This is a genomic window from Streptosporangium heterodermiicola, assembly GCF_051390675.1.
Taxonomy (GTDB): domain Bacteria; phylum Actinomycetota; class Actinomycetes; order Streptosporangiales; family Streptosporangiaceae; genus Streptosporangium.
The window spans coordinates 661,722-686,512 of sequence record NZ_JBPJSR010000002.1 but is presented as its reverse complement, the minus strand read 5'-3'; the positions used below and the strand labels follow the sequence as shown (position 1 = coordinate 686,512).

The following is a 24,791-nucleotide window of genomic DNA, read 5'->3' as shown; positions in this document are numbered from 1 at the left end:
CACCCTCCGGACCGGGTACGCAAGCGCCCGGTCAGTCCTCCGGGCCGAAGACCCGCTGGATGTCCCCCTCGCCGTCGCCGACGATCCTCCAGAAGCCCCGGGCCAGCTCGACGGCCTCCTCCTTCGAGCGCGCCTCGACGAGCGCGAAGCTGACGATCGCCTCCTTCGCCTCGGTGAACGGCCCGTCGGTGACGGTGATCTCGCCGCCGGAGGACGAGATGTGGGTGCCGGCCGGGTCCAGGCCGCCGGTCGCCAGCACCACTCCCGCCTTGATCATCTCTTCGACGAAGGCGGCCATCTCGGCGTGCATCGCCTCGGTCGGGGGTGCCATGTCGCCGCCCTTGGTCGTCATCAGGAATCGCATCGCCATATCTCCTTCGGGTGGTCAGGTGACCGATCCTCGCCGGTCCTCGGTCACGCGTCGAACGGATCGGCCGGAAATCGACACGCGCCGCCCGACCTGGGCGGCGGCCCGATGTGACAGGGAATGCGATGTGACAGGGAATGCGGGCCCGATCCAGGTAGTCGCAGCTCAGAGGCGCCATGGAGGGGAGGCGTCGATTCCCTCCCCTCCCGTTCGACGCGTCGGCGAGGCCGAGCGAACCGGCGGACCGAGAACGGCGACGGACCACCGTCGCACCGAGAGGAAACAGACATGACCGCCATCCGGCCCGGCATCGCCACCGACTCCCCCAGTTCCACCGGCTCCACCGGCTCCACCGGCTCCACCGGCGAATCCGTCACCCCCGCGACGCGCGTGCTGCTCGCCTGCTCCGTCGCCGTCGCTCCCCTCTTCGCGGTCGTGTCGCTGGCGCAGGCCTTCACCCGCGAGGGGTTCGACCTGACGCGCCACCCCCTGAGCATGCTCGCCACCGGCGACCTCGGCTGGCTCCAGATCGCCACCTTCCTGCTCAGCGGCGCCCTGACGGTCGCCGGGGCGGTCGGCCTTCGCCGCGTCATGCGCGGCGCGCCCGGCGGTACGTGGGCGCCCCGGCTGATCCTGGTCAACGGCGTCGCGATGGCCGCCGCCGGTGTCTTCATGATGGACCCGGGCGACGGATTCCCCGCGGGCACCCCCCTGGGCCAGACGGGCACGCTGAGCTGGCACGCGCTCATGCACATGATCACCGGGTCCATCGCGTTCACCGCCCTCATCGTCGCCTGCCTCGTCCTGGGCCGTCACTTCTCCCGCGCGGGTCGCCCCGGTTTCGCCATGGCCTCGCGGCTCAGCGGCCTGGCCTTCGCCCTCGGCGACGGCTGGGCGATGTCGGGCGGGCGGGCCGGTTCCCTCACCCTGGCCGTCGGCGCGATCACCGCGATGGTGTGGGTCTCCGTGGTGGCGGCCGACAAGCGGGCCGCGCTCCACTAGGCCACGCTTCCCCAGGGCCGCACTCCACAGGGCCGTACCCCACCAGGACCGCCTCTACGGGCCGGGGCTCCCTCGCGACGCGTCGGAGCCACCGGCCCCGTTCCGGACATCCGCTCGTCACCACATCGCGGGAGGCGGCCGTCCGCGTACGCGCCCGGCCGGATCCGTGAGGCCCCGCCCTCGGGCCGCGCATTCATCGCGGCGAAAAGTCCCGCCCTTCGGGAACGCCTTTTGGGTGTCTGTAATGTCGTATATCTCGTTCCAATACTCCGTAGAAAGAGGTGCCCAAGGAGAGACGGGCGGAGAGCGGCTTGCTCGTGTCGCGGCGGCCGCGCCCCTGGATCGCCGCCTTTCCGTGCCTCGGAGAGCGTGGGAGGTTCGTCCCTCTCCATCACGCGAAATGGCAGTCACGTACGGATTTCACGATGACTGTGGATACGCAGTTGATTTGCGTCGAACATCGCATTTGTGATCCACTACCTCCCGTCCCATTCGATGCGAATACCTCATGAACGGATCCCGCCCCCATGAGTACCTCTCGCGAATCCGACTGGCAGCCCGTGGAACTCAATGCCGACCGGCCGCATTCGGCCCGCATCTGGAACTACTGGCTGGGCGGGAAGGACAACTACCCCGCCGACCGCGAGGCCGGGGACATGGTCGAGGGGCTCATCCCCGGCATCGTCGACTCGGCCCGCGCCGACCGGGCGTTCCTCGGCCGCTGCATCGAGCACCTCGTCGCCGACGCGGGGATCCGCCAGTTCCTCGACATCGGCACGGGCCTGCCCACCGCCGACAACACGCACGAGGTGGCGCAGCGGCTCGCCCCGGAGTCCCGGGTCGTCTACGTCGACAACGACCCGCTGGTCCTGGTCCACGCCCGCGCCCTGCTCGTCAGCAGCCCCGAGGGTGCCACCACCTACATCGACGCCGATCTGCGCGACCCGCACCACATCCTGCGGGCCGCGGCGGAGACCCTCGACCTCACCGAGCCCGTGGCGCTGATGCTGCTGGGGATCCTGCACCACCTCACCGACGACGAAGAGGCCGCGAAGGTCGTACGGGAGCTGGTGGACGCCGTCCCGCCGGGCAGTTACCTGGTGATCGCGCACGCCACCGCCGAGGTGCACGGCGACGCCATGCACGAGGCGATGCGGCGGTTCATGGAGCGGGGCGGCACCCCGATCGTGGCGCGCGGCCGTGACCACCTCGTCTCGTTCTTCGACGGCCTGGACCTCCTGGAGCCCGGCGTGGTCTCCTGCTCGCGATGGCGCCAGGAACACACCCCGTGGGGCGAGCCCGCCGAGGTTTCCCAGTTCTGCGGGGTCGCCCGCAAGTCCTGACGCGCCGCCGGCCCTTCCGGGTTCCTCCTTCGAGGGCCGTCCCCTCGTCCGGGCTCCCCGGCCCCACCTGACGATCTTCCCTCGCCCCGGCTCCCCCGGCCCGCCTGACGGCTCGCGCGGAGCCGGGGCTTTCCGCGTTCCGGCACCTGACCGGCGGCGAGGTGACCCGACGCGGCCGGCGCGCCGAGTTTATTCGGGGCGCTCCGGTGCAGTCCCATAGTCGTCCGGTCGTTACCTCGCACAGCGACCGAACACCCCAAGTGAAGACATAACACTACAAAATATGATTTATCACCGTTAGGTCTGGGTTGTTAGATCACCGATCCAGTCAGGCTGTCGCGAAGATCGACATGGGAGGCCGTCTCCATGAACCCCGCTCAGGATCCCGCCGCACCACCCCCCGGCGCCGCGCTGCTCGTCGTGATGGGGGTGACCGGTTCCGGCAAGACCACCGTGGGCGCCGCCCTCAGCGAGCGGTTACGGCTGCCGTTCGCCGACGCCGACGACTTCCACAGCGAGGCCAGCATCGCCAAGATGTCGGACGGGATCCCCCTCGACGACGAGGACCGGCTGCCCTGGCTGCGCGCGATCGGCGCCTGGCTCGCCGAGCACGCCGCCACCGGCGGCGTGGCGAGCTGCTCGGCACTCAAACGAAACTACCGCGACATCCTGCGCGAGGCCGCGCCGACGGTGACCTTCGTCCACCTCCACGGCGACATGGACGCCGTACGCCGGAGAGTGGCCGATCGCTCGGGGCACTTCATGCCCGCCTCGCTGGTCGAGTCGCAGTACAAGACCCTGGAGCCCCTGGAGTCCGACGAGCAGGGGATCGTCCTCGACTTCGCCAAGCCCGTCGACGAGCTCGTGGACGCCTACCTCGCCGCGACGGACCAGACGACGGCGACGCCCGGGAACCGGGACGCCGACGAGGCCGGAAGCGCGAGGTGAGCCCCCTCCTGACCGCGCTCGCCGAACCCGCCGCCACCTCCCCCGGCAGGCTCGTCCCCGCCGCGCTCGTCGGCATCGCGCTGATCGTCGTACTGATCACGTACTTCAAGCTGCACCCCTTCCTGAGCCTCACCCTCGGCTCGCTCGCGGTCGGGGCCGTCGCGGGCCTCGCGATGACCGACACCATCGCCGCCTTCACCGACGGGTTCGGCAGCACCGCGGCCGGGGTCGGCACGCTCATCGCGCTCGGCGCGATGTTCGGCAAGCTGCTCGCCGACTCCGGCGGGGCCGACGAGATCGTGGACACGATCGTCGGCCGGTCCAGCCCCCGCTCCCTGCCGTGGGCGATGGCCGCGGTGGGCGCGCTGATCGGCCTGCCGATGTTCTTCGAGATCGGCCTCGTGCTGCTGATGCCGGTCATCTTCCTGGTCTCGCGCCGCTCAGGCGTCTCGCTGATCCGGGTGGGCATCCCCGCGCTCGCGGGCCTTTCCGTGATGCACGGGCTCGTCCCCCCGCACCCGGGCCCGCTCGTCGCCATCGACGCGCTCAAGGCCGATCTCGGCATCACGCTGGGCCTCGGCGTGCTCATCGCCATCCCGACGGTCGCCATCGCCGGGCCGCTGTTCTCCAAGTACGCGGCCCGCTGGGTGGACGTACCGGCGCCGGAGCTCTACGAGACCCGGCCCGAGGCGGAGGAGACGCGGCGGCCGTCGTTCGGCGTCACCCTCGCCACCGTGCTGCTGCCGGTCGTGCTGATGATGGGCAAGGCCCTCGCCGACATCCTCGCCCCCGAGGGCAACGTCCTGCGCACCGTGCTCGACTTCCTCGGTACGCCGCTGGTGGCGCTGCTCATCGCCGTCATCGTGGCGATGTTCACCCTGGGCCTCGGCGCCGGCATGGACAGGAAGGCGGTCGCGAAGTCCCTGGAGCAGTCGCTGCCGCCGATCGCGGGCATCCTGCTGATCGTGGCCGCCGGCGGCGGTTTCAAGCAGACGCTGATCGACACCGGGATCGGCGACCTCATCGCCACGTGGGTGGAGAACAGCGGCCTGTCGGTGCTGCTGCTCGCCTGGCTGGTCGCCGTGCTCATCCGGCTGGCCACGGGCTCGGCGACCGTCGCGACGGTCACGGCCTCGGGGATCCTCGCCCCGCTGGTCGCCAACCTCGGCGTCGGGGAGACCTCGCTGCTCGTGCTCGCCATCGGCGCGGGCTCGCTGTTCTTCTCCCACGTCAACGACGCGGGCTTCTGGCTGGTCAAGGAGTACTTCGGGCTCACCGTGGGCCAGAACATCAAGACCTGGTCGGTGATGGAGACGATCATCTCGGTGACCGGCCTGGTGTTCGTCCTGCTGCTGAGCCTGTTCATATAGTTCTCGCTCGACTTCGTACGCGGCACGGTGCCGGTCACCTCTGCCGGTCACCCGACACCGTGTCGCGCAGGCTCCGGACGGCGGAGTGGACCCGCTCCAGGGCCTCCTCGACGCAGAGCCCGGGGTCGCCGGGGTCGTTTCCCTCGCGGATGTCCCCGGCGATGCCCTCCAGGTGGCCCGCCAGCGCCCGTACGGCCGCCTCCGACGGTGGCGGCGCGCCGCGCTCGGTGCACGCGACGGTGACGGCGATCGCGTCGGCCACCTGTTCCAGCGCGGCCATCGCGGGCATCCAGGTGGTGACGCGCCGGCTGATCACGGGTGGTTCGGCGACGGCCCGCTGGAAGACCGTCCGCAGGTCGCCCAGGGCGTCGTACACCCCTCGGCGCAGCCGCGCCCTGCCGGTGTGTCCCGCGTCGAACGCGTGCCGGAGGTAGTTCGCGGTGGCCGCCACCGCGTCGGCGAGCCTCGGCCCGACCGGCGCCTCCCAGCTCGCCGGCCACGGCAGGTATCCCAGCACCAGGACGATCACGCATCCGATCAGCGTGTCCAGCAGCCGGATCCTGCCCAGGTCCGGGCCTCCGTGGGTCAGCAGGTCCACCAGGAGCAGGACCAGAGACGCCTGGAAGGTCGACATCAGCCCCCAGTTGCGTTGCAGGCCGTACGGCATGAGCGCCGCGCACACGGCGACGGGGACCAGGAGCAGCGGGCCGTACGGCACCAGGACGAGCAGGAGGGTGCCGATCAGCGCGCCCACGAAGGTGCCGAGCGCGCGTTGCACGGCGCGCGCGAACACCGACCCGAAGTCGGGCTTGAGCACCAGCGCGACGGTCAGCATCATCCAGTAGGACCGTTCGAGCCGGCCGGACGCGCTGAACGCGGCGGCGACGCCCATGCAGAGCGCGAGCCGGACCGTGTAGACGCGGACGAGGTGGCCCCGCCACATCTGCTCCAGGACGGCCAGGACCCGGGAGCGGTAGCCGACCGGTTCGTAGGGCAGCTGCTCCGCCGCGACGTCGCCGCCGGACACCAGCTCGACGGACCCCCGCACGGCGGAGTAGAGGGCGCGCACGGCGGGCGAGCCGGGCTCGCAGGGCGGCATCCGGGGCGCGGGCCCACCGGCGAGCGCCCCGGCGACGGCCCTGACGGCGGACGCGGCCTCGGCGGGCGGCTCGCGTCCCTCGTAGCGCAGCGAGAGCAGCGCGTTGCGGATCAGCGAGGCCTGGTTCAGCAGGGCGACCAGGCGGGTGCGGCCGGGATCCAGGCCCGCCGCCGGGGAGCGGGCGCCGAGCACGACGTCGTAGCCGCGCTTGAGAGCGGTGTCGAACGCCGCCAGCGCGGGGGCGTCGCGATCGCAGAACAGCCGGTCGAGAGCCTGGTGGACCTCGATCACGGCGCCCCGCTCCGGCGCCCGGGGATGGAACGGCCAGTCGGCGACCGCCAGCACGATCACCCACAGCACGCCCAGCAGGAACGCCAGCGCGTTCGCCTCCGACGCCCCCGGCAGCCCTATCCCGGTGGCGATCACCGTCATCACCAGCAGCTGCAGCCCGGCGGCCGAGCCGGTGGCCCCGCCCGTGCTGACGAGCGCGGACACCACCGCGACGGCCACCATGACCGGCACGATCCACCAGCCGTGGCCGCGCACCGCGGACCCGACGAGGTACCCCAGCGCCCCGGCGGCACCGGCCGCGCCCATCAGGACGATCCTGACCCGGTACGGGCCACCCCGGTCGGCCATGCCGGCGTTCATCGCGCCCATCGCGGGCAGCAGGCCGGCCGCGACGTTCCCCGAGACGAACCCCAGCAGGAGCGGGACGGTCACCGCCACGGCCATGCGCAGCATCGGCCACCATCGTGGCGACGCGGGCGCGGGCCGCACCGTCTCGACCAGCCAGCCGGGTGCGGCGTCGGTCAGGCGGCCGGCGGCCCGCCGGAAGAGCGGGGGCATCGGCTCGCCGCGCTCAGGGGAGGATGGCGTCGACGTACCCCCCGTCGACGCGCAGGGCGCCGCCCGTGGTGGCGGAGGCCTGCGGTGAGCTGAGGTAGACGACCATGTTGGCGATCTCCTCCGGCTCGATCAGCCGCTGCAGGAGCGACTGCGGGCGGTGCTCGCGCATGAAGGCGCGCTGGGCCTCCTCCCAGGGCAGGTCCCGGTCGACGAGCCCGTAGACGAAGTCCTCCACGCCGCCGGTGTGGGTGGGACCGGCGATGACGGAGTTGACGGTGACGCCGCTGCCCGCGGCCTTCTTGGCGAAGCCGCGCGAGACGGCGAGGAGGGCGGTCTTGGACATCCCGTACTGGATCATCTCGATGGGGGTGACGATCGCGGAGTCGCTCGCGATGTACTGGATCCGGCCCCAGGAGCGCGCCGTCATCCCCGGCAGGTAGGCGCGGGTGAGACGGACCGCCGACAGGACGTTCACCTCGAAGTAGCGGCGCCACTCGTCGTCGGTGACCTCCAGGGCGTCCCTCGACTCGAAGATCCCGAGGTTGTTGACCAGGATGTCGACGTCCGGCAGGAGGTCTGTGGCGCGCTCCGCGCCCTCCTCGGTGGCGAGGTCGGCGGCGAGCGGGACGACGTGCGCCCCGGGGACCTCGGCGCGCAGCGCGTCGGCGGCGGCCTCGACCTTGTCGGGTTTGCGGCCGTTGACGGCGACCGTCGCGCCCGCCCGCGCGAGACCCGTGGCGATGGCCGCCCCGATGCCCTGGGTGGATCCGGTGACCAGCGCCGTCTTACCGGTGAGATCGATATGCATGCGTCACGTCCTTGGCGCCCGGCGTGCGGCCGCCCGCCGGTGCGGGCGCCTCACGACCTGGCGATATGTCGTCCAGCCGATCCGGTGTTCGTTCCCGTGTCCGCCGGGGCGGAACGTACGGACGGTGATCGTCTTCGCGAAACGAGCCCAAGAAACAGTGATTTTTCTTGATAATGCCCTCATATCGTCGCTGGGCATCGAGGCGTACCGCACCAAAACCGGCACACTCGGCACCGTCGCCGGAGTCCGCCGCCCCCGCCGCTCCCGCTGACCGGGCGGGCCGGGCCGGGCTCACCTGTCGTCGCCGTCACCGTCCCAGGCGAAGGCGTGGAACGGCGGGTCGAGGGGGGCGTCGGTCAGGCGGTTGGCGAAGGTCGAGATCGTGTACGCGCCGACGCCGAGGACGACCTCAAGGGCGTTCCGCGCGCTGTGGCCCGCGTCGAGGAACGCCCGCGTCTCCTCGTCGCCCACTGCGCCGCGACGGTCCATGACGGCGACGGTGAACGACCGCAGCGCCTCCGACCGCGCGTCCGGGAGGGGCCTGCCGGTCCGGAGCGCCTCGACGAGCTCGGCCGGGGCCTCCAGCCCGGCCAGCGTGGCGGTGTGCATCGCCACGCAGACGTGGCAGCCGTTGCGGGTGGCGACCGTCATGACGACGATCTCGCGGTCGACCGGGCCGAGGGTGCTCTGCTCGAAGGCGGCACTCGCCGCCAGGAACCCCTTGAGCAGCTGCGGGGAGGTGGCCATCCGGCCGACCGGCGTGGGGACGTGGCCGAACTTCCGCCGTACGCCCTCGATGGTGGCGCGGGCGTCGGGCGGGGCGCTCTCGGCGGTGTGCGTGACGAAGACGGCGTGGGACATGGGGGCCTTCTCTCTTGTTCTCCGGGTCCTCGGCGATCGCGTCGCGAGGCGATATCGTCAATGAGGTTGTCTATATAGTAAAGATGGTTGACGACTTTGGCAACGCCGGATCCGGGAAGGCCGCTCAGGTGCCGAGGAAGACCAGGTCGACGTCCTCGCGAGGGACGGGCGCGCCCGCGTCGTCGACGAACTCGACGCGCACGGGACGCCCGGTGGACCGGCTGCGCCCCCGCAGCGAGGGGCCCGCCTCGTGGGGCCGGTGGGCGTCACCCCACTGCTGGAGCGAGGCGAGCACCGTCACCAGCTCCTCCCCCGCCGGGGTCAGGTGGTAGCTGTGGCGAGCCCTCGCCCCCGGCTCCCGGTAGGGGCGGCGCTCCATGACACCCGCCTCGACCAGCGCGTTCAGCCGGTTGGTGAGCAGGTCGGAGGCGATGCCCAGGGAGTCGCGGAAGTCGGCGAACCGGGTCAGACCGGCGAGGGCGTCCCGGACGATCAGCAGTGTCCACCGCTCGCCGAGCACCCGCAAACTCCGGGCGACGGAACAGCGCGGTTCGGGTACGGGTCCGGTCTTCGTGGGCATGGTTCCAGTCTACGCTAGATTGGGTTTTCCAACTCAGACCTCGGGGAACCTCATGAACGACCCCGCGACGCGCGACCGTCCCGTGGCGTCCGCTCCCACCATCACGGTTGGGAACACCATGCAGATCAACGGCTCCGTCGCCCTCGTCACGGGCGCCAATCGCGGGCTCGGCGAGCGGTTCGTCCAGGCGCTGCTCGAACGCGGGGCGTCGAAGGTCTACGCCGCCGCGCGCAACCCCGGCACGATCACCACGCCCGGCGTGGTTCCCGTCGCGCTGGACATCACCGACCCGGCGGCCGTACGCGCGGCGGCCGACCTGGCACCGGACGTCACCCTGCTGATCAACAACGCCGGGACCTCCACCAAGGCGGGGCTCCCCGACGGGGACCTCGACGCCTTCCGGCTGGAGAGGGAGACCCACTACTTCGGCACGCTCGCCATGAGCCGGGCCTTCGCCCCCGCGCTCGCCCGCAACGGCGGCGGGGCCGTCCTCAACGTCCTGTCCGTGCTGTCCTGGATCTCGTTCCCCGGCAGCGCCGCCTACTCCGCGGCCAAGTCGGCGGCCTGGGCCCTGACCAACGCGCTGCGCCTGCAGCTCGCCGAGCAGAAGATCCTGGTCGCCGCCCTGCACGTCGGATACATGGACACCGACATGGCCGCGCACGTCGACGCCCCCAAGAGCGCCCCCTCGGTCGTCGCCCACGCCGCCCTCGACGGCCTGGAGGCCGGGCGGTACGAGGTCCTCGCAGACGCGGTCAGCGCGGGCACCAAGGCGGCGCTCTCCGGCGACCTCACCGCGCTCTACCCGCAGCTGCCCGGGACCCGCTGAACGGCACCGGCTCCGCTCCCGGCTCTCAAATGCCCAGCCTTCGGACGGGGTGCCGGGTGACCCGCCCGGCGGCGCTCAGCCGCGTCGGGCGGCGGTGACGAAGTCCCTGATGAGACCGGGGTCCTTCACCCCGGGCTCGACCTCCACCCCGCTCGAAACGTCGACCCCCCAGGGCCGGGCGGCGGCGATCGCCTGCGCCACGTTCGACGGATCCAGCCCACCGGCCAGCATCCAGCGGCCCTCCGGGCGACCGCGCACGGCCGCCCAGTCCCACGGCTCCCCCGACCCCGGCCTGGGCGCGTCGACGATGAGCAGGTCCTCGTCGAGGGCGCCGCAGCGCAGGTCGGCGCTCGCGGCCCCGGCACGCACCAGCGTGACCCCGAGGTCCTTCAGCGCGGTGAAGTCCTCGTGCGGGTGGTCGCCGTGCAGCTGGACGGCGCGCAGCCCCGCCTCCAGCGTGGCCGCCCTGACCTCCTCGGAGGGCTCACCGGCGAACACCCCCACGGTCAGCACGTGCGGGGGGATCTCCGAGGCCAGCTCCCTCGCCCGCGCGGGGGTGACCCGCCGCGGGCTCCTGGTGAGGACGAACCCGATGGCGTCGGCTCCCGCCTCTACGGCGGCCGTCACATGTCCGGGCTCGCGCAGCCCGCAGATCTTCACGTACACCCTGTGTACGGTAGCCCGTCCCCCGTCCCCCGTATCCGGAACGCCGGGAGCGCGTCAGAGGGCGTTCAGGAACCTCGCGGCGATCGGCGCCGCGACCTTGCCCCCGGCGCCGCCGTGCCGGACGAACACCGCGAAGGCGAGGGAGCCCCGGTAGCCGATGAACCAGGCGTGGTCCCCGCCGCCCTCGACCTCGGCGGTGCCGGTCTTGCCCACGGTGTCCGGCGGGAGCCCGGCCTGGGCGGCCGTTCCCTGGGTGACCACCGCGCCCATCATCGTCCGCAGGCCCGCGGCCACCCCCTCGTCCAGCGGCACCGGGGCCGGTGAGTCCGCGGGAGGTGTCTCGGTCAGGATGGCGGGCCTCCAGACGCCGCTCGCGACCGCGGCCGCGACCTCGGCCATGCAGAGCGGGCTGGCCTGCACCGAGTTCTGGCCGATGGCGTCCGACCCCAGCTGGTCCGGGCTCCCGTACGGCTGGATCCGGCAGGTGCTCAGCCCCGGCTTCTCGCGGAAGCCGAACCGGTCGGCCGCCTCGGCGCGCAGCCGGTCGTCGCGCAGCCGCTCGTACGTCTGCTGGGCGAAGGTTGTGTTGCAGGAGAGCGCGAAGGCCGTGGTGAGGGACACGCCGCCGTGGTCGACGCCGTCGGAGTCGCTGAAGCTCCTGCCGTTCGGGATGGTGTAGCTGGCCGGGCAGGCGACCGGCGAGTCCGGGGTGAGACCGGCGCGGAGCAGCGCGGCGGCGGTCACGACCTTGAACGTCGAGCCGGGCGGGTAGAGGCCGCCGAACGCCTGCTTGCCGCCCAGCGTGTCCGCCACCGCGCGCACCTGGGCCGTCTGGACGTCCACGGCCACGATCGCGGCGGCCTGCTCGACACCGTCCAGGGCGCGGGCCGCGGCGGCCTGCACGGGCTGGGAGATCGTGGTCCTCGTCCCCGACTCGGGCGGGGGCTCGGAGGCGAGCAACACCTTGCCGGAGGGACTCTCCTCCAGCGTCAGGCCGGCCGCCGTGTCGCTCAGCCCGTCGAAGTAGTGGCCCGCCCTGCTGTCGCGGGGGAACGGATCCCCCTCGCGGGTCAGCGTGGCCGGGCGCCGGACCTCGGTCTCCCTCAGCCGCAGGCTCCCGCCGTCCTTGAGCGAGGGGTGCATCGTCTCCGGGCTCCAGCGCACCTTCCACACCCCGAACCGCAGCTCCAGGCGCAGGAAGGAGTCGAACGGCCAGTCGCCCAGCCCGTTGACCTTCCGTACTCCCCTGAAGGACATCTCCGCCGCCTCCTCCCCCTGGCGGCGCAGTTCGCCGGGGGTGAGCGACAGCGACGAGACCCGCAGGTCGGCGTCGAACCCGCGGTGCCGGACGCCGAAATCCACCGGGGGGTCGACGACCATGCCCGCCATGCCGGTGAGGTCGCCGTTCTGCCAGGCGGTGAGGTAGTTCGCCGCGGTCGTCTCGGGGCCGCCCTGCGGGGTCGGTGTGACCGGGGTGAGCGTGACCAGGTTCGGTGGCGGTGAGACGGGCACCGGGCTCGGCGAGTTCCCGGCCCTCGTCACCGCCGGCCCGGGCTCCGGGTTCTTCGCGTCGTCGGCGTCGCCGGCCGGCGTGGGGCGCGGCGACGGCGAGGCCACCACCGCCCCCGGGGCGGCCACCACCCCGTACACGCCGAAGACGAGGATCGCGGTCGCGGAGAAGATCAGCGCGACGAGCCGTCGATCACGCATACCGTTTACTCCCCCGGGTTTGCAGAGTTGCATACCAGAGAAAAGATCGTAAAGGTGATGAGAAGCGGTTAACCAGGTTTTTCCGGACTTCGGTATGACACCGTAGCCCCCGGCGGGTCTGTCCGTGACGGCGGCCCGCCTCGTGGAGAGCCCCCGCCCCGGACGCGCCTCCCCGGCGGACGCCGTCTTGCTAGCGGAAGCCGTCGAAGAGGTCGTCCTCGCGGTCGGCCGCGGCGGGAACGCGGTTGATGTGGCGGATGAAGGTCTCCTGCTCGAAGACCCGGTGCTGGGCCTCGGCGGGCATGCGCAGGAAGAAGATGCTGTCGCCCTGGCTCGCGTGCGCCTCCAGCGCCTTGAGCTTGCGCTCCACCTGGCCCGACACGTCGACCACGGCGGTGATCCGCTCCTCTGGGACGCCGAAGTCGTCGGAGGGCTCGAAGTCCTCCGGGGCGTCACCGGTCGAGCGGAGATACTCGAACAGCTCGGCCATCCGCTCGCGGGAAACGGCCGTGTAGTAGAGCTTGCCGGGAATGCCGCTGGCCTCGGCCGCCGCCACCGCGACCCGGTGGGCCTGGATGTGGTCGGGGTGGCCGTAGCCGCCGTTCTCGTCGTAGGTCACGACGACCTGCGGGCGGTAGTGCTCCATCAGCGCGACGAGCCGGTCGACGGCCTGCTCGAAGGGGACGTTGGCGAAGGACTCGGGCGCGTCGTTGGCGGCCCAGCCGACCATGCCCGAGTCGCGGTAGCCGAGCAGCTCCACGTGGGAGATCCCCAGGTGGGCCGCCGACTCGCGGAGCTCCTCCAGCCGCAGCGCGCTCACCGCCGCCTCGTCGTGGCCGGGCTCCCCCGGCTTCACCCCGCCGGGGCCGTCGCCCTGCTCGCCGTTCGTGCAGGTGACCAGGACGGTACGGACGCCCTCGTCCGCGTACCTGGCGAGGATCCCGCCGGTGCTGATCACCTCGTCGTCGGGATGGGCGTGCACGGCCATCAACGTCAGCTTTTCATCCATAAATTTCGACCCATTTCCGGAAAAGCCCTGCGGACCGGCCCACTCTACGGTGGCCGCCGGGGCACCGGAGCCGGAGGGACCTCCTCGCCCAGGGGGTCAGCCCGCGTACCGGGTCCCCTCGTCCTCCAGCAGGACGGGGCCGCCGCTCGCGGCGGACCGGTTGGCCGAGACCCCGACCATCACGCCGGCGACGCCCGCGCGGTGCCCGGCCTGGCGGCCCAGGGGGTCCTCGCCCGCGCCACGGAAGACGTCGTCCAGCATGAGGGCGTCGCCGCCGCCGTGGCCGCCCGCCCCGGAGGAGATGGTGATCTCCTCGGGCTCCCGCCAGTGCCGCCGCAGGACGAGCCGCTCGGAGGCGCCGGTGGCGTGTGCCTTGTCGGCGGCGGTCGGGTCGACCGCGGCGCGCGGCGGGGTCCAGGCGCGTTCGACGACCTCCAGCTCCAGCCGTCCCTCGGTGCCGTTCATCGCCACCCGGTAGCCCTCGAAGGGGCCGTGGGCGTTGAGGGAGTAGGTGAGCGCCGCCCCCCGGGAGTAGCCGACGAGGACGGCCATGTTGTCCTCGATGGTCACGCCGTCGTCGAACACGTCCTGGTCGCGGATGTAGCCGTCCTCGTGCTCGGCGTCCAGATAGAGGCGCTTGAGCCTGGGGTCGGCGGAGATGTCGAGGAGGTAGGGGTCGGTGCCGAGCTCCGGCGCGCCGTGGGCGCGTCCCGGCCGGTCGCGCAGACCTCGGGCGCGGGCGTTCTCGGCCCCGTAGAACCGCAGGGCAGAAAGGGCGTGGACGGAGCGGGCGGTGTCGGCCAGCCACCAGTTGACCAGGTCGAAGTGGTGGGTGGACTTGTGCACCAGCAGGCCACCGGAGTTGGCCTTGTCGCGGTGCCAGCGGCGGAAGTAGTCGGCTCCGTGGATGGTGTCCAGCACCCACTCGAAGTGCACGGAGGTGACGTCGCCGATCGCCCCGTCGGCGACCAGCCGGCGGACGGCGCTGTTGCGCGGCGAGTAGCGGTAGTTGAAGGTGACGACGAGCCGCCCGGTGCTCCGCTCGGCCGCCTCGGTGATGGCCGCGCAGTCCTCGGCGGTGGTGCACAGCGGCTTCTCCACGATGACGTCCTTGCCCGCCTCCAGCGCGGCGACGACGTAACGGGCGTGGGTGGCGTCGACGGTGGCGACCACGACGGCGTCCGCGAGCTGGAGCATCTCGCCGAACTCGTGCGGCGCGAAGCACGGGACGTCGCGGCCGATCCGGTCGAGGTAGTAGCCGATCCGGGTCCGGTTGACGTCGCAGAGGGCGACGATCTCACCGGTGTCGCTCCACCCCCCGAGCAGCGCGTCGATGTACAGCTGCACCCGGTGGCCGAGCCCGACGAAGGCGTATCGCATCAAGCACTCCATGAGAGGAACGGTGGGGTGCCGTACGGCTCGGCGCGAGCCGTACGGCACGTCAGCGGATCCCGGCTGCCGCCGGTTACTTGGTGATGGCGGCGTTGGCCTCGGTGAGGAAGGCCTTCGCGGCCTCGTCGGCGGAGGTCTTGTCGAACAGCACCGAGTCGGTGGCGCGCTTGAGGATGTCCTCCATCTCCATGGCGCCCTTCGGCGGGATCGAGATCGGGCTCAGCTCGCTCCTGATCGAGTCGATGAAGGCCAGCACCTTCTGGTCGGTCGGGGTGAGCTTGTCCTTGATGGCGGTGACGACCTTGGCGTTGGTCGGCAGGCCGCGGTCGCTGAGCAGGATGGCACCGGCCTCGGGGTCGTTGACGAGGAAGTCGACGAACTTCTGGGCGGCGTCGGCCCGCTCGGTCTTGGACGAGATCGTGTAGTACATCGCCGGCTGCAGGAACATCCCGGCGGTGGTCGCGCCCTCGGCCTTCGGCATCCGCAGCAGGTCGAGCTCCTGGCCGGAGCCCTTGCTCAGCGCGGTGAGCTGGTTGCTCCACCAGCTGCCGAACGCGCTGGCGTTGGTGGCGAGCAGGGCCTGGTCGACCTTGGTCCCGGTCTCCAGCATCAGTGCGGCGTCCGGACCGGCCTTGGTGGTGATGATCTTCCGCAGGAGGGCCCACCAGTCCTTGATGGTCTGCTCCGACAGGCCGATCTTGCCGTCCTTGTAGAACTGCTCACCGCGCTGGGCGGCGAACAGCTGCAGGAAGGCGGGGTTCTCGTTGTACTCGGTGCCCCATACCTTGCCCTCGCCCTTCTCGGTCACCTGCTGGGAGATCGAGATGTAGTCGTCCCAGGTCCAGCTCGTGTCGTCGGGGACCTTCTGGCCGGCCTTCTCGATCGCCGCCTTGTTTACGATCATCGGGAAGGTGTTGACGCCGGTCGGGATGGCGTACTGCTTGCCGTCGACCTGACCGGCCTTGAGCACCTCCTGGTCGAGGTCGGTGGTGTTGACCTTGCCGTTGAGGTCGGCGAGGGTGGCGCGGCCGGAGTACTCGGCGAGGCCGCGGATCTCGATGGACATGACGTCCGGGGCGTCGCCGGCCGCGGTCTTGGTGGCCAGCTTCTCGTAGTAGCTGTCCCAGTCGGAGAAGTCGCCTTCGACGTCGATCGTCGGGTTCTTCTTCTCGAACGCGGCGATCGCCGTCTCCGTCAGCTTCTGCCGGGCGTCGCTGCCCCAGTACGAGAAGACGACCTTCGTCTTCCCGCTGGACTCGCCGGCGCCGTCGCCGCCGCCACACGCGGTGGCCGACACGGCGATCAGGGTTATGGCGGTGGCCGCCAGGATGCGCTTCATCGAGATACCTCCGGGGGGATGGGGGATGAGGAGGGGTTATTTGAGACCGGTGGTCGCCATGCCGCGGACGAGATATTTCTGGCCCGCGAGGAAGAAGCCGAAGATCGGGCCGAGGGAGATGATCGACATCGCGAACAGCGGGCCCCAGGAGGACTCGCCGCTGGAGTCCATGAACTGCCGGAGCGCGACGGGAACGGTGAGGTTGTCGGAGTTGGTCAGGTAGAGGTTCTGGGTGAAGAAGTCGTTCCACGTCCAGATGAAGGTGAAGATCGCGGTGGTCGCCAGCGCCGGGACGCACAGCGGCATGATCACCCGGATGAACGTGCGCCAGTAGCCCGCGCCGTCGATCGCCGCCGCCTCGTCCAGCTCCCGGGGAAGGGTGCGGATGAACTGCACCATCAGGAAGATGAAGAACGCGTCGGTGGCGAGGAACTTCGGCGCGACGATCGGCCAGATCGTGTTGATCCAGTCGATCTTGGCGAACACGATGTACTGCGGGACGACCGTGACGTGGTGCGGCAGCATGATCGAGCCGAGCATGATCGCGAACCACATCTTCTTCAGCGGGAACTCCAGCCGGGCGAAGGCGTAGGCGGCGAGCGAGCAGGCGACCAGGTTGCCAAGCACCGCGAGCGCGGTGAGGACCGCCGAGTTCCACAGGTAGTAGCCGAAGGAGTGCTTGAGGTCGCCCCAGCCCTCGGTGTAGTTCTCCGCCGTCACCGCGGTCGGCACCAGCCCAGGCTCCCGGAAGATCAGCTCCTCGGGCTTGAACGAGCTGGAGACCATCCAGAGCAGCGGGTAGAGCATGAACAGCCCGGCACCGATGAGGAGGACGTGCCTGAGCAGGCGCGGGGCGGGCCGGAACAGGACCGGCACGCGCTTACTTGTCGTCGCCATAGAAGACCCAGAATCGAGACATGAGGAAGTTGACACCGGTCAGCGCGGCGATGATGAGCAACAACACCCAGGCCATTCCGGCCGCGTAACCCATTTCGTAGTTCTTGAAGCCCTTGATGTAGAGATAAAGCGTGTAGAAGAGGGTCGAGTCGACCGGCCCGCCGTTTCCGCCGCTCATGATGAACGACTGGGTGAACGACTGGAACGACTTGATCACCTCCAGCACCAGGTTGAAGAAGATGATCGGGGTGAGCAGCGGCAGGGTGATCGAGCGGAAGTTCCGCCACCTGCCGGCGCCGTCGACCGAGGCCGCCTCGTACAGGCTCTGCGGGATCTGCCGGAGGCCCGCCAGGAAGATGACCATCGGGGCGCCGAACGTCCAGACGTGCAGGACGATCAGCGTCCACAGCGCGGTGTCGGGGCTGGTCACCCAGCCCTGGCCCTCGTAGCCGAACAGGCCGAGGAACGAGTTGACGATGCCGTCGGTCCCGAAGATCTTCCGCCAGAGGATCGAGATCGCCACGCTGCCGCCGAGCAGCGACGGCAGGTAGAAGATCGAGCGATAGAACGGCAGGCCGCGCAGGCCCTTGTCCAGCACGAGCGCCAGCGCGAGGGCGAAGGCCAGCTGCAGCGGGACGGACACCAGCACGTAGGTCGTCGTCACCTGCAGCGACGCCATGAACCGGTCGTCCTGGACGAACATCTTCTCGTAGTTGTCGAACCCGACCCACTTGGCCTCGGTCAGCAGGCTGTAGTCGGTGAACGACAGGTAGAGCGAGGCGATCATCGGGCCGAGCGTGATCGCGAACAGGCCGACGAACCAAGGGGCCAGGAACAGATAGGCCGCCCGCGCCTGCGATCGGCTGCGGTGGCTCTTGAGACGCCCTGGGTGGGGGGCGCCCGCCTTTTCCGGGGGCGCGACCGGCACCTCGGCCGTCCCCACCGGAGCGGGACTCAGCGTCATCACTGGCCCTTCGGGGAGTTGTGAATGGGATGCGCTTTTCCTATAGCTTCACAAACTAAGACGTCAACCCTTTGCAGTGAGCTAGCTCACGAATCGTAACCTTCGGTTTTGTCGTTATCGCAGCTCAGACGGGCTATCCCTCGTCAGGGGCCGGATGGAAAAATCTCGCCCGAACACGAGTTAGTACAACCGATTGCAGTTGCGGACCGTGATCCTTCTCCGGTGCGGCGGGTGGGAAACGCCTGGTGGCCGCCCTCCGGGCGAGGCGTCCGCGCGAAGCGCGCCCCTCTCGCGGACGCCCCTCGATGCGCACGGGACGCCAGTGCGTCGCGGGGCGTCGAGACCTCCCCGGGAAGCCGGGGCCTCAACGGGACTCAACGGGACTCAACGGGACGGGAGAGGCGCCCTCCGCCGAAGCCGCCACGTTCGTGAAGAGGCCAGGGAACGCGGGAGCCCGAAAACGCAGGAACTCGGGAACGAGGCGAACGCGGGAATCGCCCGCGCCACCGGACCATGGCTCTGCCGGGCAGGCCAAAAAGCCGAGCAAGGCCGAAAGAGCCGAGCAGGGCCGAAAGAGCCGAGCAGGCCGAAGAAAGCCAGGCAGGCCAAAGGGACCCGGCCAGACCGAAGAAATCCAGGCAGGCCGGAAGAGAGAAGAGGGCGCGGAGGCTCAGCCGGGCACGGTGAGCCGGAACTCAGACGGCGTCGTCGCCTCCGGAAGGCCTGAGCGACGTGGCGGGCCCCGTAAGGCCCGGAAGGCTCAGGTCACCCGGTGGCCTCCGGAAGGTCTGGGCGGCGCGGTGGACTCGCGGACCACCAGGTGGGTCTCCAGGACGGTCGCGGCGCTCATCGACTGGATGAGCAGATCGACCGCCATCCGGCCCGCGTCGCTCGCGGGCATCGCGACCGTGGTGAGCTTGGGACGGTGCAGCCGCCCGGTGATGCTGTCGTCGAAGCCGATCACGCTGACGTCGCCCGGCACGTCGACGCCGAGGACCTCCAGCCCCTCGATGAGGCCGATGGCGACGAGGTCGTTGTAGGCGAGCACGCCGGTCACCCCCGCCTCGGCGACCCTGGGCGCGGCGGCGATCCCGCCCTCCTCGGTGGGCGAGTTGGGGCCGATGACGACCGTGTCGAGACCGGGGATCTCCGAGACGGCCTTGCGGATCTCGGCGCTGGTCCACGAGCCCGCGGGGCCCGCCACCAGGGCGACGCGCCGGTGACCGAGCCCCACGAGGTGCTCCATGGCGGCGCGGGCGCCGTTCGCGACGTCCATCACGACCGTGGTCAGCCCGCGGATGCGCCGGTTGACCAGCACGAACGAGACCTGCTCGGAGAGCTTCTCCAGGGCCTTGTTGGACAGTCGCGGGCTGCACAGCACGATGCCGTCCACCTGTTTGGAGAAGGCCAGGACCAGGTTCTCCTCCTCGACGGGGTCCTCTCCGGTGTCGGCCACGAACAGGTGGTAGTCCTGGCGGCGCGCGGCGGCCTGCGCGGCCTTGATCAGCGGGGGGAAGAACGGGTTGGCCAGATCGGCCACGATGAGCCCGATGTTGTTGGTGCGGCCCGTCTTGAGCGAGCGGGCCGCCCGGTTGGGCCGGTAGTCGAGCTGTTCGGCCGCCGCCAGCACCCGGGTCCGGGTCTCGGCGTTCACCAGATGGGGTGCCGAGAAGGTCCGGGAAACCGTCGACACATGGACGCCCGATGCCTGGGCGACGTCCCGGATGGTCACTGACATGCCGCACACCTTAACGCAATCGTTTGCAGGTCGGTCAACCAGAATGAGACCGGTTGCCGGTGATTGACCCCGCTCACTTGACGTATTGTCCCGCCGGACGCGATTGTTTACTGCAACTGATTGCAGTCTTCCAAAGGAGTCCACACGGTGAGCAGAGTGCTCGTCACCGGCAGCGCGGGCCGGCTCGGCCGCAGCGTGGTCACCTCGCTCGCGGCGGCCGGACACGAGGTGATCGGCGTCGACAGCGCGCCGGGCACCCCTCGCGAGGCCGCCTCGACCCTTCCGGCGGACCTCACCGACCTGGGCGAGGCCCACGCGGTGATCGCGCGGTTCCGGCCGGAGGCGGTGGTCCATCTGGCGGCCATCGCGGTGCCGTTCAGCCGTTCCGAGCCCACCACGTTCCGGGTCAACACCCAGCTCGCCTTCAACATCTGCGCGGCCTCGGTCGCCCTCGGCGTGGAGAAGCTCATCGTGGCGAGCAGCCCCACGGTGATCGGGTACGGCGCGCCCGGCGGCTGGACCCCCGCCTACCTGCCCCTTGACGAGGACCACCCGACGGAGCCCTGGAACGCCTACAACCTCTCGAAGGTCGTGGCCGAGCAGACCATGCGGACGTTCGCCCGGACCACCGAGACCACCCGGATGGCCGCGGTCCGCCCCTGCTTCGTCGTCGCGCCCGAGGAGTGGGAGGGCGCGCCCACCCAGTCCGGGCACACGATCACCGAGCGGCTGAACCGGCCCGAGATCGGCGGGGTCTCCCTGTTCAACTACCTCGACGCCCGCGACGCCGGCGACTTCGTCGACACGCTGCTCACCAGGCTCCCGCTGCTGGAGACGAACGGCGAGGTCTTCTTCGCGGGCGCGGCCGACGCCCTGGCGCGCGAGCCGCTGGCCGAGCTGCTGCCGACCGTCATACCGGAGACGAAGGCGTTCGCCGCCCACCTGACCGGCACCGCCCCCGCCTTCTCCTCCGCCAAGGCGGAGCGACTGCTCGGCTGGACCGCCAAGCGTAGCTGGCGCACCGAACTCTCCTGAACTCTCCAGAAAGAAAGACCCCGACCATGAATCTCGAAGGTGTCCTCTTCTTCCCCGTGACCCCCTTCGGCCCGGACGGCGAGCTCGCGCCCGGCGTGCTGGCCGACCACGTCCGGCAGGGGCTCGACCACCGGCCGGGCGGCGTGTTCGCCGCCTGCGGGACCGGCGAGTTCACCGCGCTGTCGGAGGCCGAACACGCCCGGGTCGTCCGGGTGGCGACGGAGACGGTCGCCGGGACCGTCCCGGTGTTCGCCGGAGCGGGCGGGCCGATCGGCGCGGCACTCGCCCAGGCGCGGGCCGCCCGCGAGGCGGGCGCCGACGGGCTGCTGCTCATGCCGCCGTACCTCGTCCAGGGGCCAGGCTTCCCCGAGTACGTGCGGGCGGTCGCCGCCGAGCTCCCGGTGATCATCTACCAGCGCGGGCCGATCGCGCTCGAACCGGAGGCGGCGGTCGCGCTGGCCGGGATCCCCGGCGTCATCGGGCTGAAGGACGGCCTCGGCGACATCGACCGGATGCAGCGGATCGTGCTCGCCGTCCGGGAGGCCCACCCGGACTTCCTGTTCTTCAACGGGCTGCCGACCGCCGAGCTGACCCAGCCCGCGTACCGGGCCCTGGGCGTCGGCCTGTACTCCAGCGCGGTGTTCTGCTTCGCGCCCGAGATCGCCAACGCCTACCTGAACGGCGACGAACGGCTGATCACCGAGTTCTACGCCCCGCTGGTGCGGCTGCGTTCCAAGGTGCCGGGCTACGCGGTGTCGCTGGTCAAGGCGGGGGTACGGCTGCGCGGCCTGGACGTCGGCGCGGTCCGGCCGCCGCTGGTCCCGGTGGCCCCCGAGCACGAGGCCGAGCTCGAAGCGCTGATCAAGTCTGGACTCGCCCTGGTAGCGCCATGATCAAGGATCTGGCGGTCACGCTGCGCTCGGTGCCCCTGACCCGCCCCTGGGGCGCGGACGTGCCCTTCAACCACGTACTGCTCGTGACGATCACGCTGGACGACGGGCGGCGGGGCACCGGGCTCGCGTGGACGCCGCAGATCGGGGCGCGGGCGGTCAAGGCCCTGCTGGAGCACGACGTCCGCGACGCGGTGATCGGCCTGCCGCCGCATCCGGAGCTCGTCTGGGATTGGCTGTCGGCCCACCTCGGCGAGGCGGGCCGGGCCGGGATCGTGCCGATCGCCATGGCCGGGGTGGATCTCGCGCTGTGGGACCTGCGCTGCGGCGAGCGCCCGCTGGTCGAGGTCCTCGGCGCGCGGCGCGAGAGCGTCCCCGTCTACGGCAGCGGGGTCAACCTCCACTACCCGCCGGAGGAACTCCGGGCGCAGGCCGAACGGTGGGTCGCCACCGGATACGACGCGGTCAAGATCAAGGTCGGCCGCCCCTCGCTCGCCGAGGACGTCGAGCGGGTGGCGATGGTCCGCGAGGTGATCGGCCCCGACCGGCTGCTGATGATCGACGCCAACCAGCGCTGGGACCTGCTCCGGGCCAGGACCGCGCTGCGGGCCCTGGAGAGGTACGACCTGTTCTGGATCGAGGAGCCCCTGCCCGCCGACGACCTGGCCGCCCAGGTGGAACTGCGGCGGAGCGTCGGCGTCCCGGTCGCGGTCGGCGAGAACGTCGCCACCGTCCACGGGTTCCGCGACCTGCTGACCTCGGGCGCCTGCGACGTCGTCCAGCCGAACCTGGTGCGCGTCGGCGGGATCACGCCGTTCCTGCGGATCGCCGGGCTCGCCCGCGCCTTCGGCGTCCCGGTCTACCCGCACCTGCTCACCGAGCTGTCGGGCCAGCTCGCCCTCGCGCTGCACCACCCCGCGATGGTGGAGCGGGTGGAGGACGCCGCGCTCACCGACCTCGGGCTGCTCGCGGAGCCCTTCCCCGTGGAGATCGCCGGGCCGGAGCTGCGGGCGACCGGGGCACCGACGAGGTGGGTGCCGTGAAGCCGGTACGCGTGGTGGTCGCCGGGATCCACGGCCACGGGCGCAACCATGTGGAGAACGTCCGGCGGCTCGCCGCGACCGGCCGGGCCGAGCTCGCCGGGGTCTGCGACACCCGCCCCGCGCCCGGCCTCGACGTGCCGTGGTCGGTGGACCTGCCGTCGTTGATCGCCGAGACCGGGGCGGAGGTCGCGGTGATCGCGACGCCGATCCACACCCACGCGCCGCTCACGGTCGCCGCCCTGCGGGCCGGGGCGCACGTGCTGCTGGAGAAGCCGCCCGCGCCGTCGGTGGAGGAGTTCGAGCGGATCTCCGCCGCCGTGGCCGAGACGGGGCTGGCGTGCCAGGTCGGCTTCCAGTCGCTCGGCTCGGCCGCCGTCCCCGCCGCGGCCGGGCTGCTGGGCGAGCCGATCCGCGGCATCGGCGTCGCCGGGACCTGGACGCGCCCGTACACCTATTACTCGCGCGCCTCCTGGGCCGGGCACCGCAGGCTGGACGGCGTGGACGTCATGGACGGCGCGCTGACCAACCCGTTCGCGCACGCGGCGGCCACCGCGCTGGCCGTCGCCGGGGCCGACGCGGTCTCCTCGATCGAGGAGATCGAGCTGGAGCTGTACCGGGCCAACGCGATCTCCTCCGACGACACCTCCAGCGCGCGGCTCCGCCTCGCCGGCGGAACCGTCATCGCGATCACCGTGAGCCTCTGCGGCGACCGCCGTACCGAGCCCTACCTGCACCTGCACGGCGAGACGCGCTCCGCCCTGCTCTTCTACACCCTGGACGAGATCGAGGTGGACGGCGTACGCACCGGCTTCGACCGGGTCGACCTCCTCGGCAATCTCCTGGCGCACGTCAGGGAGGGCGAGGAGTTGCTGGTGCCGCTGGAGCGGACCGGCGGCTTCACCCGGCTGCTCGACGAGATCCGGCGCGCGCCCGACCCGCTGCCCGTCGACGGTTCCCGCATCGAGCCGTCCCGGCTGGTGCTGCCGGGCATCGACGGCCTCGCCGTGCGCGCGGCGGCGGAGCTGAAGACCCTGTCGGAGGTCGGTTTCCCCGGCGGTCTCGGTCCCCGGCCCGCCACCTGGCCGGAGACGGTGCTGCGCGCCGGTTCGCGGGAGGTCGCGACCTACGTCCAGCGGGGCGACCTGCGGGCGACGGACGCGCCCCGGCCCCACCTGCATCCGGTCCGTACCCTCGGCGGGACGGTCGTGACCGAGACCCAGCCCGACGACCACGTGCACCACTTCGGCGCGGGCGTGGCGATCGCGGACGTCAACGGGGTCAACTTCTGGGGCGGCTCCACCTACGTCCGCGGCGCCGGCCCGAGGATCCTCCCCAACCACGGGCGGCAGCGGCGGCGCTCGCTGCGTCCCGTGGACGGCGGCTTCGCCGAGCGCCTCGACTGGGCCGGACCCGACGGCGCCGTCCTCGCCGCCGAGGAGCGGACCCTCACGGCCCGCCCCCTGGCCGGCGCCTGGGCGCTGGACGTCACCTTCACCCTGCACAACCGGACCGGCGAGCCGCTGTCGATCCAGAGCTCGGCCTGCAAGGGCCGGACCGGCGCCGGCTACGGCGGGTTCTTCTGGCGCGCGCCCAAGGACTCCCCCGGGCTGGACGTCTTCGCCGAGGGCGCCTCCGGCGAGCGGGCCGTGCACGGCGGCCTCTCGCCCTGGCTCGCGCTGACCTCCGACGACTGGAGCCTGCTGTTCGTGCAGACCCTCGGGCTCGACCCGTGGTTCGTCCGCGTCGACGAGTATCCGGGCGTCGGACCGGCCCTGGCCTGGGACGCGCCGCTGGCCGTCCCCGACCGGCTGGACCGCGCGATCACCGTCGTGGTCGCCGACGGGCGGCTCACCACCGAACGGGCCGCCGCCCTCGTCACGGAACTCGCCGTCTCCTGAGGATCTCCGCTGTGGGGCGCCCCGGCGGGACGGCGCCCCACAGCGGACCGTGACGGCGAAGAACCGACCCGCCCGGCCTCGCTCACCGAACCTTGACCTCGCTCACCGGGCCACGGCCACGGTCCGGCGGCGCTGTCGCGTGCTATAAATAATG

General features: G+C 71.3%; 23 protein-coding genes. 10 read left to right on the top strand and 13 right to left on the bottom strand.

The features are described from left to right. Nucleotides 1-31: 31 nt before the first annotated feature. Nucleotides 32-364 (bottom strand): YciI family protein, encoded by a 333-nt coding sequence (locus ACSC1Q_RS06845; protein WP_436757794.1) that lies wholly within the window; start codon nucleotides 362-364, stop codon nucleotides 32-34. Nucleotides 365-655: 291 nt separating this feature from the next. On the opposite strand from ACSC1Q_RS06845, the gene ACSC1Q_RS06840 reads away from it, so the two are divergent. The 4 genes from ACSC1Q_RS06840 to ACSC1Q_RS06825 all read left to right on the top strand — a co-directional run bounded on the left by ACSC1Q_RS06840 (nucleotide 656) and on the right by ACSC1Q_RS06825 (nucleotide 5,030). Further along, the gene (locus ACSC1Q_RS06840) at nucleotides 656-1,369 is read left to right on the top strand and encodes a DUF998 domain-containing protein (RefSeq protein ID WP_436757793.1); all 714 of its coding nucleotides are present in this window, start codon (nucleotides 656-658) and stop codon (nucleotides 1,367-1,369) included. Nucleotides 1,370-1,896: 527 nt separating this feature from the next. Beyond that, a complete protein-coding gene (locus ACSC1Q_RS06835) occupies nucleotides 1,897-2,712 on the top strand; it encodes an SAM-dependent methyltransferase (RefSeq protein WP_436757792.1) in 816 nt (271 codons plus the stop codon). A gap of 366 nt (nucleotides 2,713-3,078) precedes the next feature. Further along, nucleotides 3,079-3,660, top strand: coding sequence for a gluconokinase (locus ACSC1Q_RS06830; RefSeq protein ID WP_436757791.1), 582 nt, complete (start codon nucleotides 3,079-3,081; stop codon nucleotides 3,658-3,660). Next, nucleotides 3,657-5,030: a GntP family permease gene (locus tag ACSC1Q_RS06825; protein ID WP_436757790.1), complete on the top strand. Its 1,374-nt coding sequence runs from the start codon at nucleotides 3,657-3,659 to the stop codon at nucleotides 5,028-5,030. The genes ACSC1Q_RS06830 and ACSC1Q_RS06825 overlap by 4 nt, the downstream gene beginning before the upstream one ends. A 34-nt stretch (nucleotides 5,031-5,064) precedes the next feature. Here ACSC1Q_RS06825 and ACSC1Q_RS06820 read toward each other — a convergent pair whose 3' ends face one another. Then, nucleotides 5,065-6,978 (bottom strand): FUSC family protein, encoded by a 1,914-nt coding sequence (locus tag ACSC1Q_RS06820; protein WP_436757789.1) that lies wholly within the window; start codon nucleotides 6,976-6,978, stop codon nucleotides 5,065-5,067. A 13-nt stretch (nucleotides 6,979-6,991) separates the two neighbouring features. Then, a complete protein-coding gene (locus ACSC1Q_RS06815; protein ID WP_436757788.1) occupies nucleotides 6,992-7,786 on the bottom strand; it encodes an SDR family NAD(P)-dependent oxidoreductase in 795 nt (264 codons plus the stop codon). Between the two features lie 124 nt (nucleotides 7,787-7,910). Here ACSC1Q_RS06815 and ACSC1Q_RS06810 point away from each other — a divergent pair, with 124 nt between their 5' ends. Then, nucleotides 7,911-8,057, top strand: a complete 147-nt coding sequence (locus tag ACSC1Q_RS06810; protein ID WP_436757787.1) for a hypothetical protein — start codon at nucleotides 7,911-7,913, stop codon at nucleotides 8,055-8,057. A 20-nt stretch (nucleotides 8,058-8,077) separates the two neighbouring features. Here the strand turns inward: ACSC1Q_RS06810 and ACSC1Q_RS06805 are convergent, their stop codons facing one another. Then, on the bottom strand, nucleotides 8,078-8,647 hold the full coding sequence (locus ACSC1Q_RS06805; RefSeq protein ID WP_436757786.1) for a carboxymuconolactone decarboxylase family protein: 570 nt from the start codon (nucleotides 8,645-8,647) through the stop codon (nucleotides 8,078-8,080). A 124-nt stretch (nucleotides 8,648-8,771) separates the two neighbouring features. Continuing rightward, entirely contained in the window at nucleotides 8,772-9,227 is a 456-nt protein-coding gene (locus tag ACSC1Q_RS06800; protein ID WP_436757785.1) for a winged helix-turn-helix transcriptional regulator, read from the bottom strand. Between the two features lie 52 nt (nucleotides 9,228-9,279). Between ACSC1Q_RS06800 and ACSC1Q_RS06795 the strand changes: the two genes are divergently transcribed. Then, nucleotides 9,280-10,056, top strand: coding sequence for an SDR family oxidoreductase (locus ACSC1Q_RS06795; protein ID WP_436757784.1), 777 nt, complete (start codon nucleotides 9,280-9,282; stop codon nucleotides 10,054-10,056). A gap of 75 nt (nucleotides 10,057-10,131) precedes the next feature. On the opposite strand, the gene ACSC1Q_RS06790 is transcribed toward ACSC1Q_RS06795, so the two are convergent. The 8 genes from ACSC1Q_RS06790 to ACSC1Q_RS06755 form a co-directional block, all read right to left on the bottom strand. Further along, entirely contained in the window at nucleotides 10,132-10,722 is a 591-nt protein-coding gene (locus tag ACSC1Q_RS06790) for a phosphoribosylanthranilate isomerase (protein WP_436757783.1), read from the bottom strand. A gap of 54 nt (nucleotides 10,723-10,776) precedes the next feature. Further along, nucleotides 10,777-12,432, bottom strand: coding sequence for a penicillin-binding transpeptidase domain-containing protein (locus tag ACSC1Q_RS06785; RefSeq protein WP_436757782.1), 1,656 nt, complete (start codon nucleotides 12,430-12,432; stop codon nucleotides 10,777-10,779). A gap of 190 nt (nucleotides 12,433-12,622) precedes the next feature. Continuing rightward, nucleotides 12,623-13,441 carry a PIG-L family deacetylase gene (locus ACSC1Q_RS06780; RefSeq protein WP_436757781.1) on the bottom strand — a complete coding sequence of 273 codons (819 nt, stop codon included), beginning with the start codon at nucleotides 13,439-13,441 and terminating at the stop codon, nucleotides 12,623-12,625. Between the two features lie 96 nt (nucleotides 13,442-13,537). After that, nucleotides 13,538-14,821 carry a Gfo/Idh/MocA family protein gene (locus ACSC1Q_RS06775; protein WP_436757780.1) on the bottom strand — a complete coding sequence of 428 codons (1,284 nt, stop codon included), beginning with the start codon at nucleotides 14,819-14,821 and terminating at the stop codon, nucleotides 13,538-13,540. Nucleotides 14,822-14,906: 85 nt separating this feature from the next. Continuing rightward, the gene (locus tag ACSC1Q_RS06770) at nucleotides 14,907-16,172 is read right to left on the bottom strand and encodes an ABC transporter substrate-binding protein (protein WP_436757779.1); all 1,266 of its coding nucleotides are present in this window, start codon (nucleotides 16,170-16,172) and stop codon (nucleotides 14,907-14,909) included. 36 nt (nucleotides 16,173-16,208) lie between these two features. Continuing rightward, nucleotides 16,209-17,069: a carbohydrate ABC transporter permease gene (locus ACSC1Q_RS06765; protein ID WP_436757778.1), complete on the bottom strand. Its 861-nt coding sequence runs from the start codon at nucleotides 17,067-17,069 to the stop codon at nucleotides 16,209-16,211. Then, complete coding sequence (locus ACSC1Q_RS06760; RefSeq protein WP_436757777.1) at nucleotides 17,053-18,033, bottom strand: carbohydrate ABC transporter permease; 981 nt, start codon at nucleotides 18,031-18,033, stop codon at nucleotides 17,053-17,055. Before ACSC1Q_RS06760 ends, ACSC1Q_RS06765 begins: the two co-directional genes overlap by 17 nt. 760 nt (nucleotides 18,034-18,793) lie before the next feature. After that, on the bottom strand, nucleotides 18,794-19,771 hold the full coding sequence (locus ACSC1Q_RS06755) for a LacI family DNA-binding transcriptional regulator (protein ID WP_436757776.1): 978 nt from the start codon (nucleotides 19,769-19,771) through the stop codon (nucleotides 18,794-18,796). Nucleotides 19,772-19,918: 147 nt separating this feature from the next. On the opposite strand from ACSC1Q_RS06755, the gene ACSC1Q_RS06750 reads away from it, so the two are divergent. Genes ACSC1Q_RS06750 through ACSC1Q_RS06735 form a run of 4 tightly spaced genes read left to right on the top strand, consistent with a single transcriptional unit; the run spans nucleotide 19,919 to nucleotide 24,637 of the window. Then, entirely contained in the window at nucleotides 19,919-20,806 is an 888-nt protein-coding gene (locus ACSC1Q_RS06750) for an NAD-dependent epimerase/dehydratase family protein (RefSeq protein WP_436757775.1), read from the top strand. Between the two features lie 26 nt (nucleotides 20,807-20,832). Beyond that, nucleotides 20,833-21,699: a 5-dehydro-4-deoxyglucarate dehydratase gene (locus ACSC1Q_RS06745; RefSeq protein ID WP_436757774.1), complete on the top strand. Its 867-nt coding sequence runs from the start codon at nucleotides 20,833-20,835 to the stop codon at nucleotides 21,697-21,699. Further along, entirely contained in the window at nucleotides 21,696-22,739 is a 1,044-nt protein-coding gene (locus ACSC1Q_RS06740) for a mandelate racemase/muconate lactonizing enzyme family protein (protein WP_436757773.1), read from the top strand. The genes ACSC1Q_RS06745 and ACSC1Q_RS06740 overlap by 4 nt, the downstream gene beginning before the upstream one ends. Further along, nucleotides 22,736-24,637 carry a DUF6807 family protein gene (locus ACSC1Q_RS06735; RefSeq protein WP_436757772.1) on the top strand — a complete coding sequence of 634 codons (1,902 nt, stop codon included), beginning with the start codon at nucleotides 22,736-22,738 and terminating at the stop codon, nucleotides 24,635-24,637. Before ACSC1Q_RS06740 ends, ACSC1Q_RS06735 begins: the two co-directional genes overlap by 4 nt. Nucleotides 24,638-24,791 lie beyond the last annotated feature (154 nt).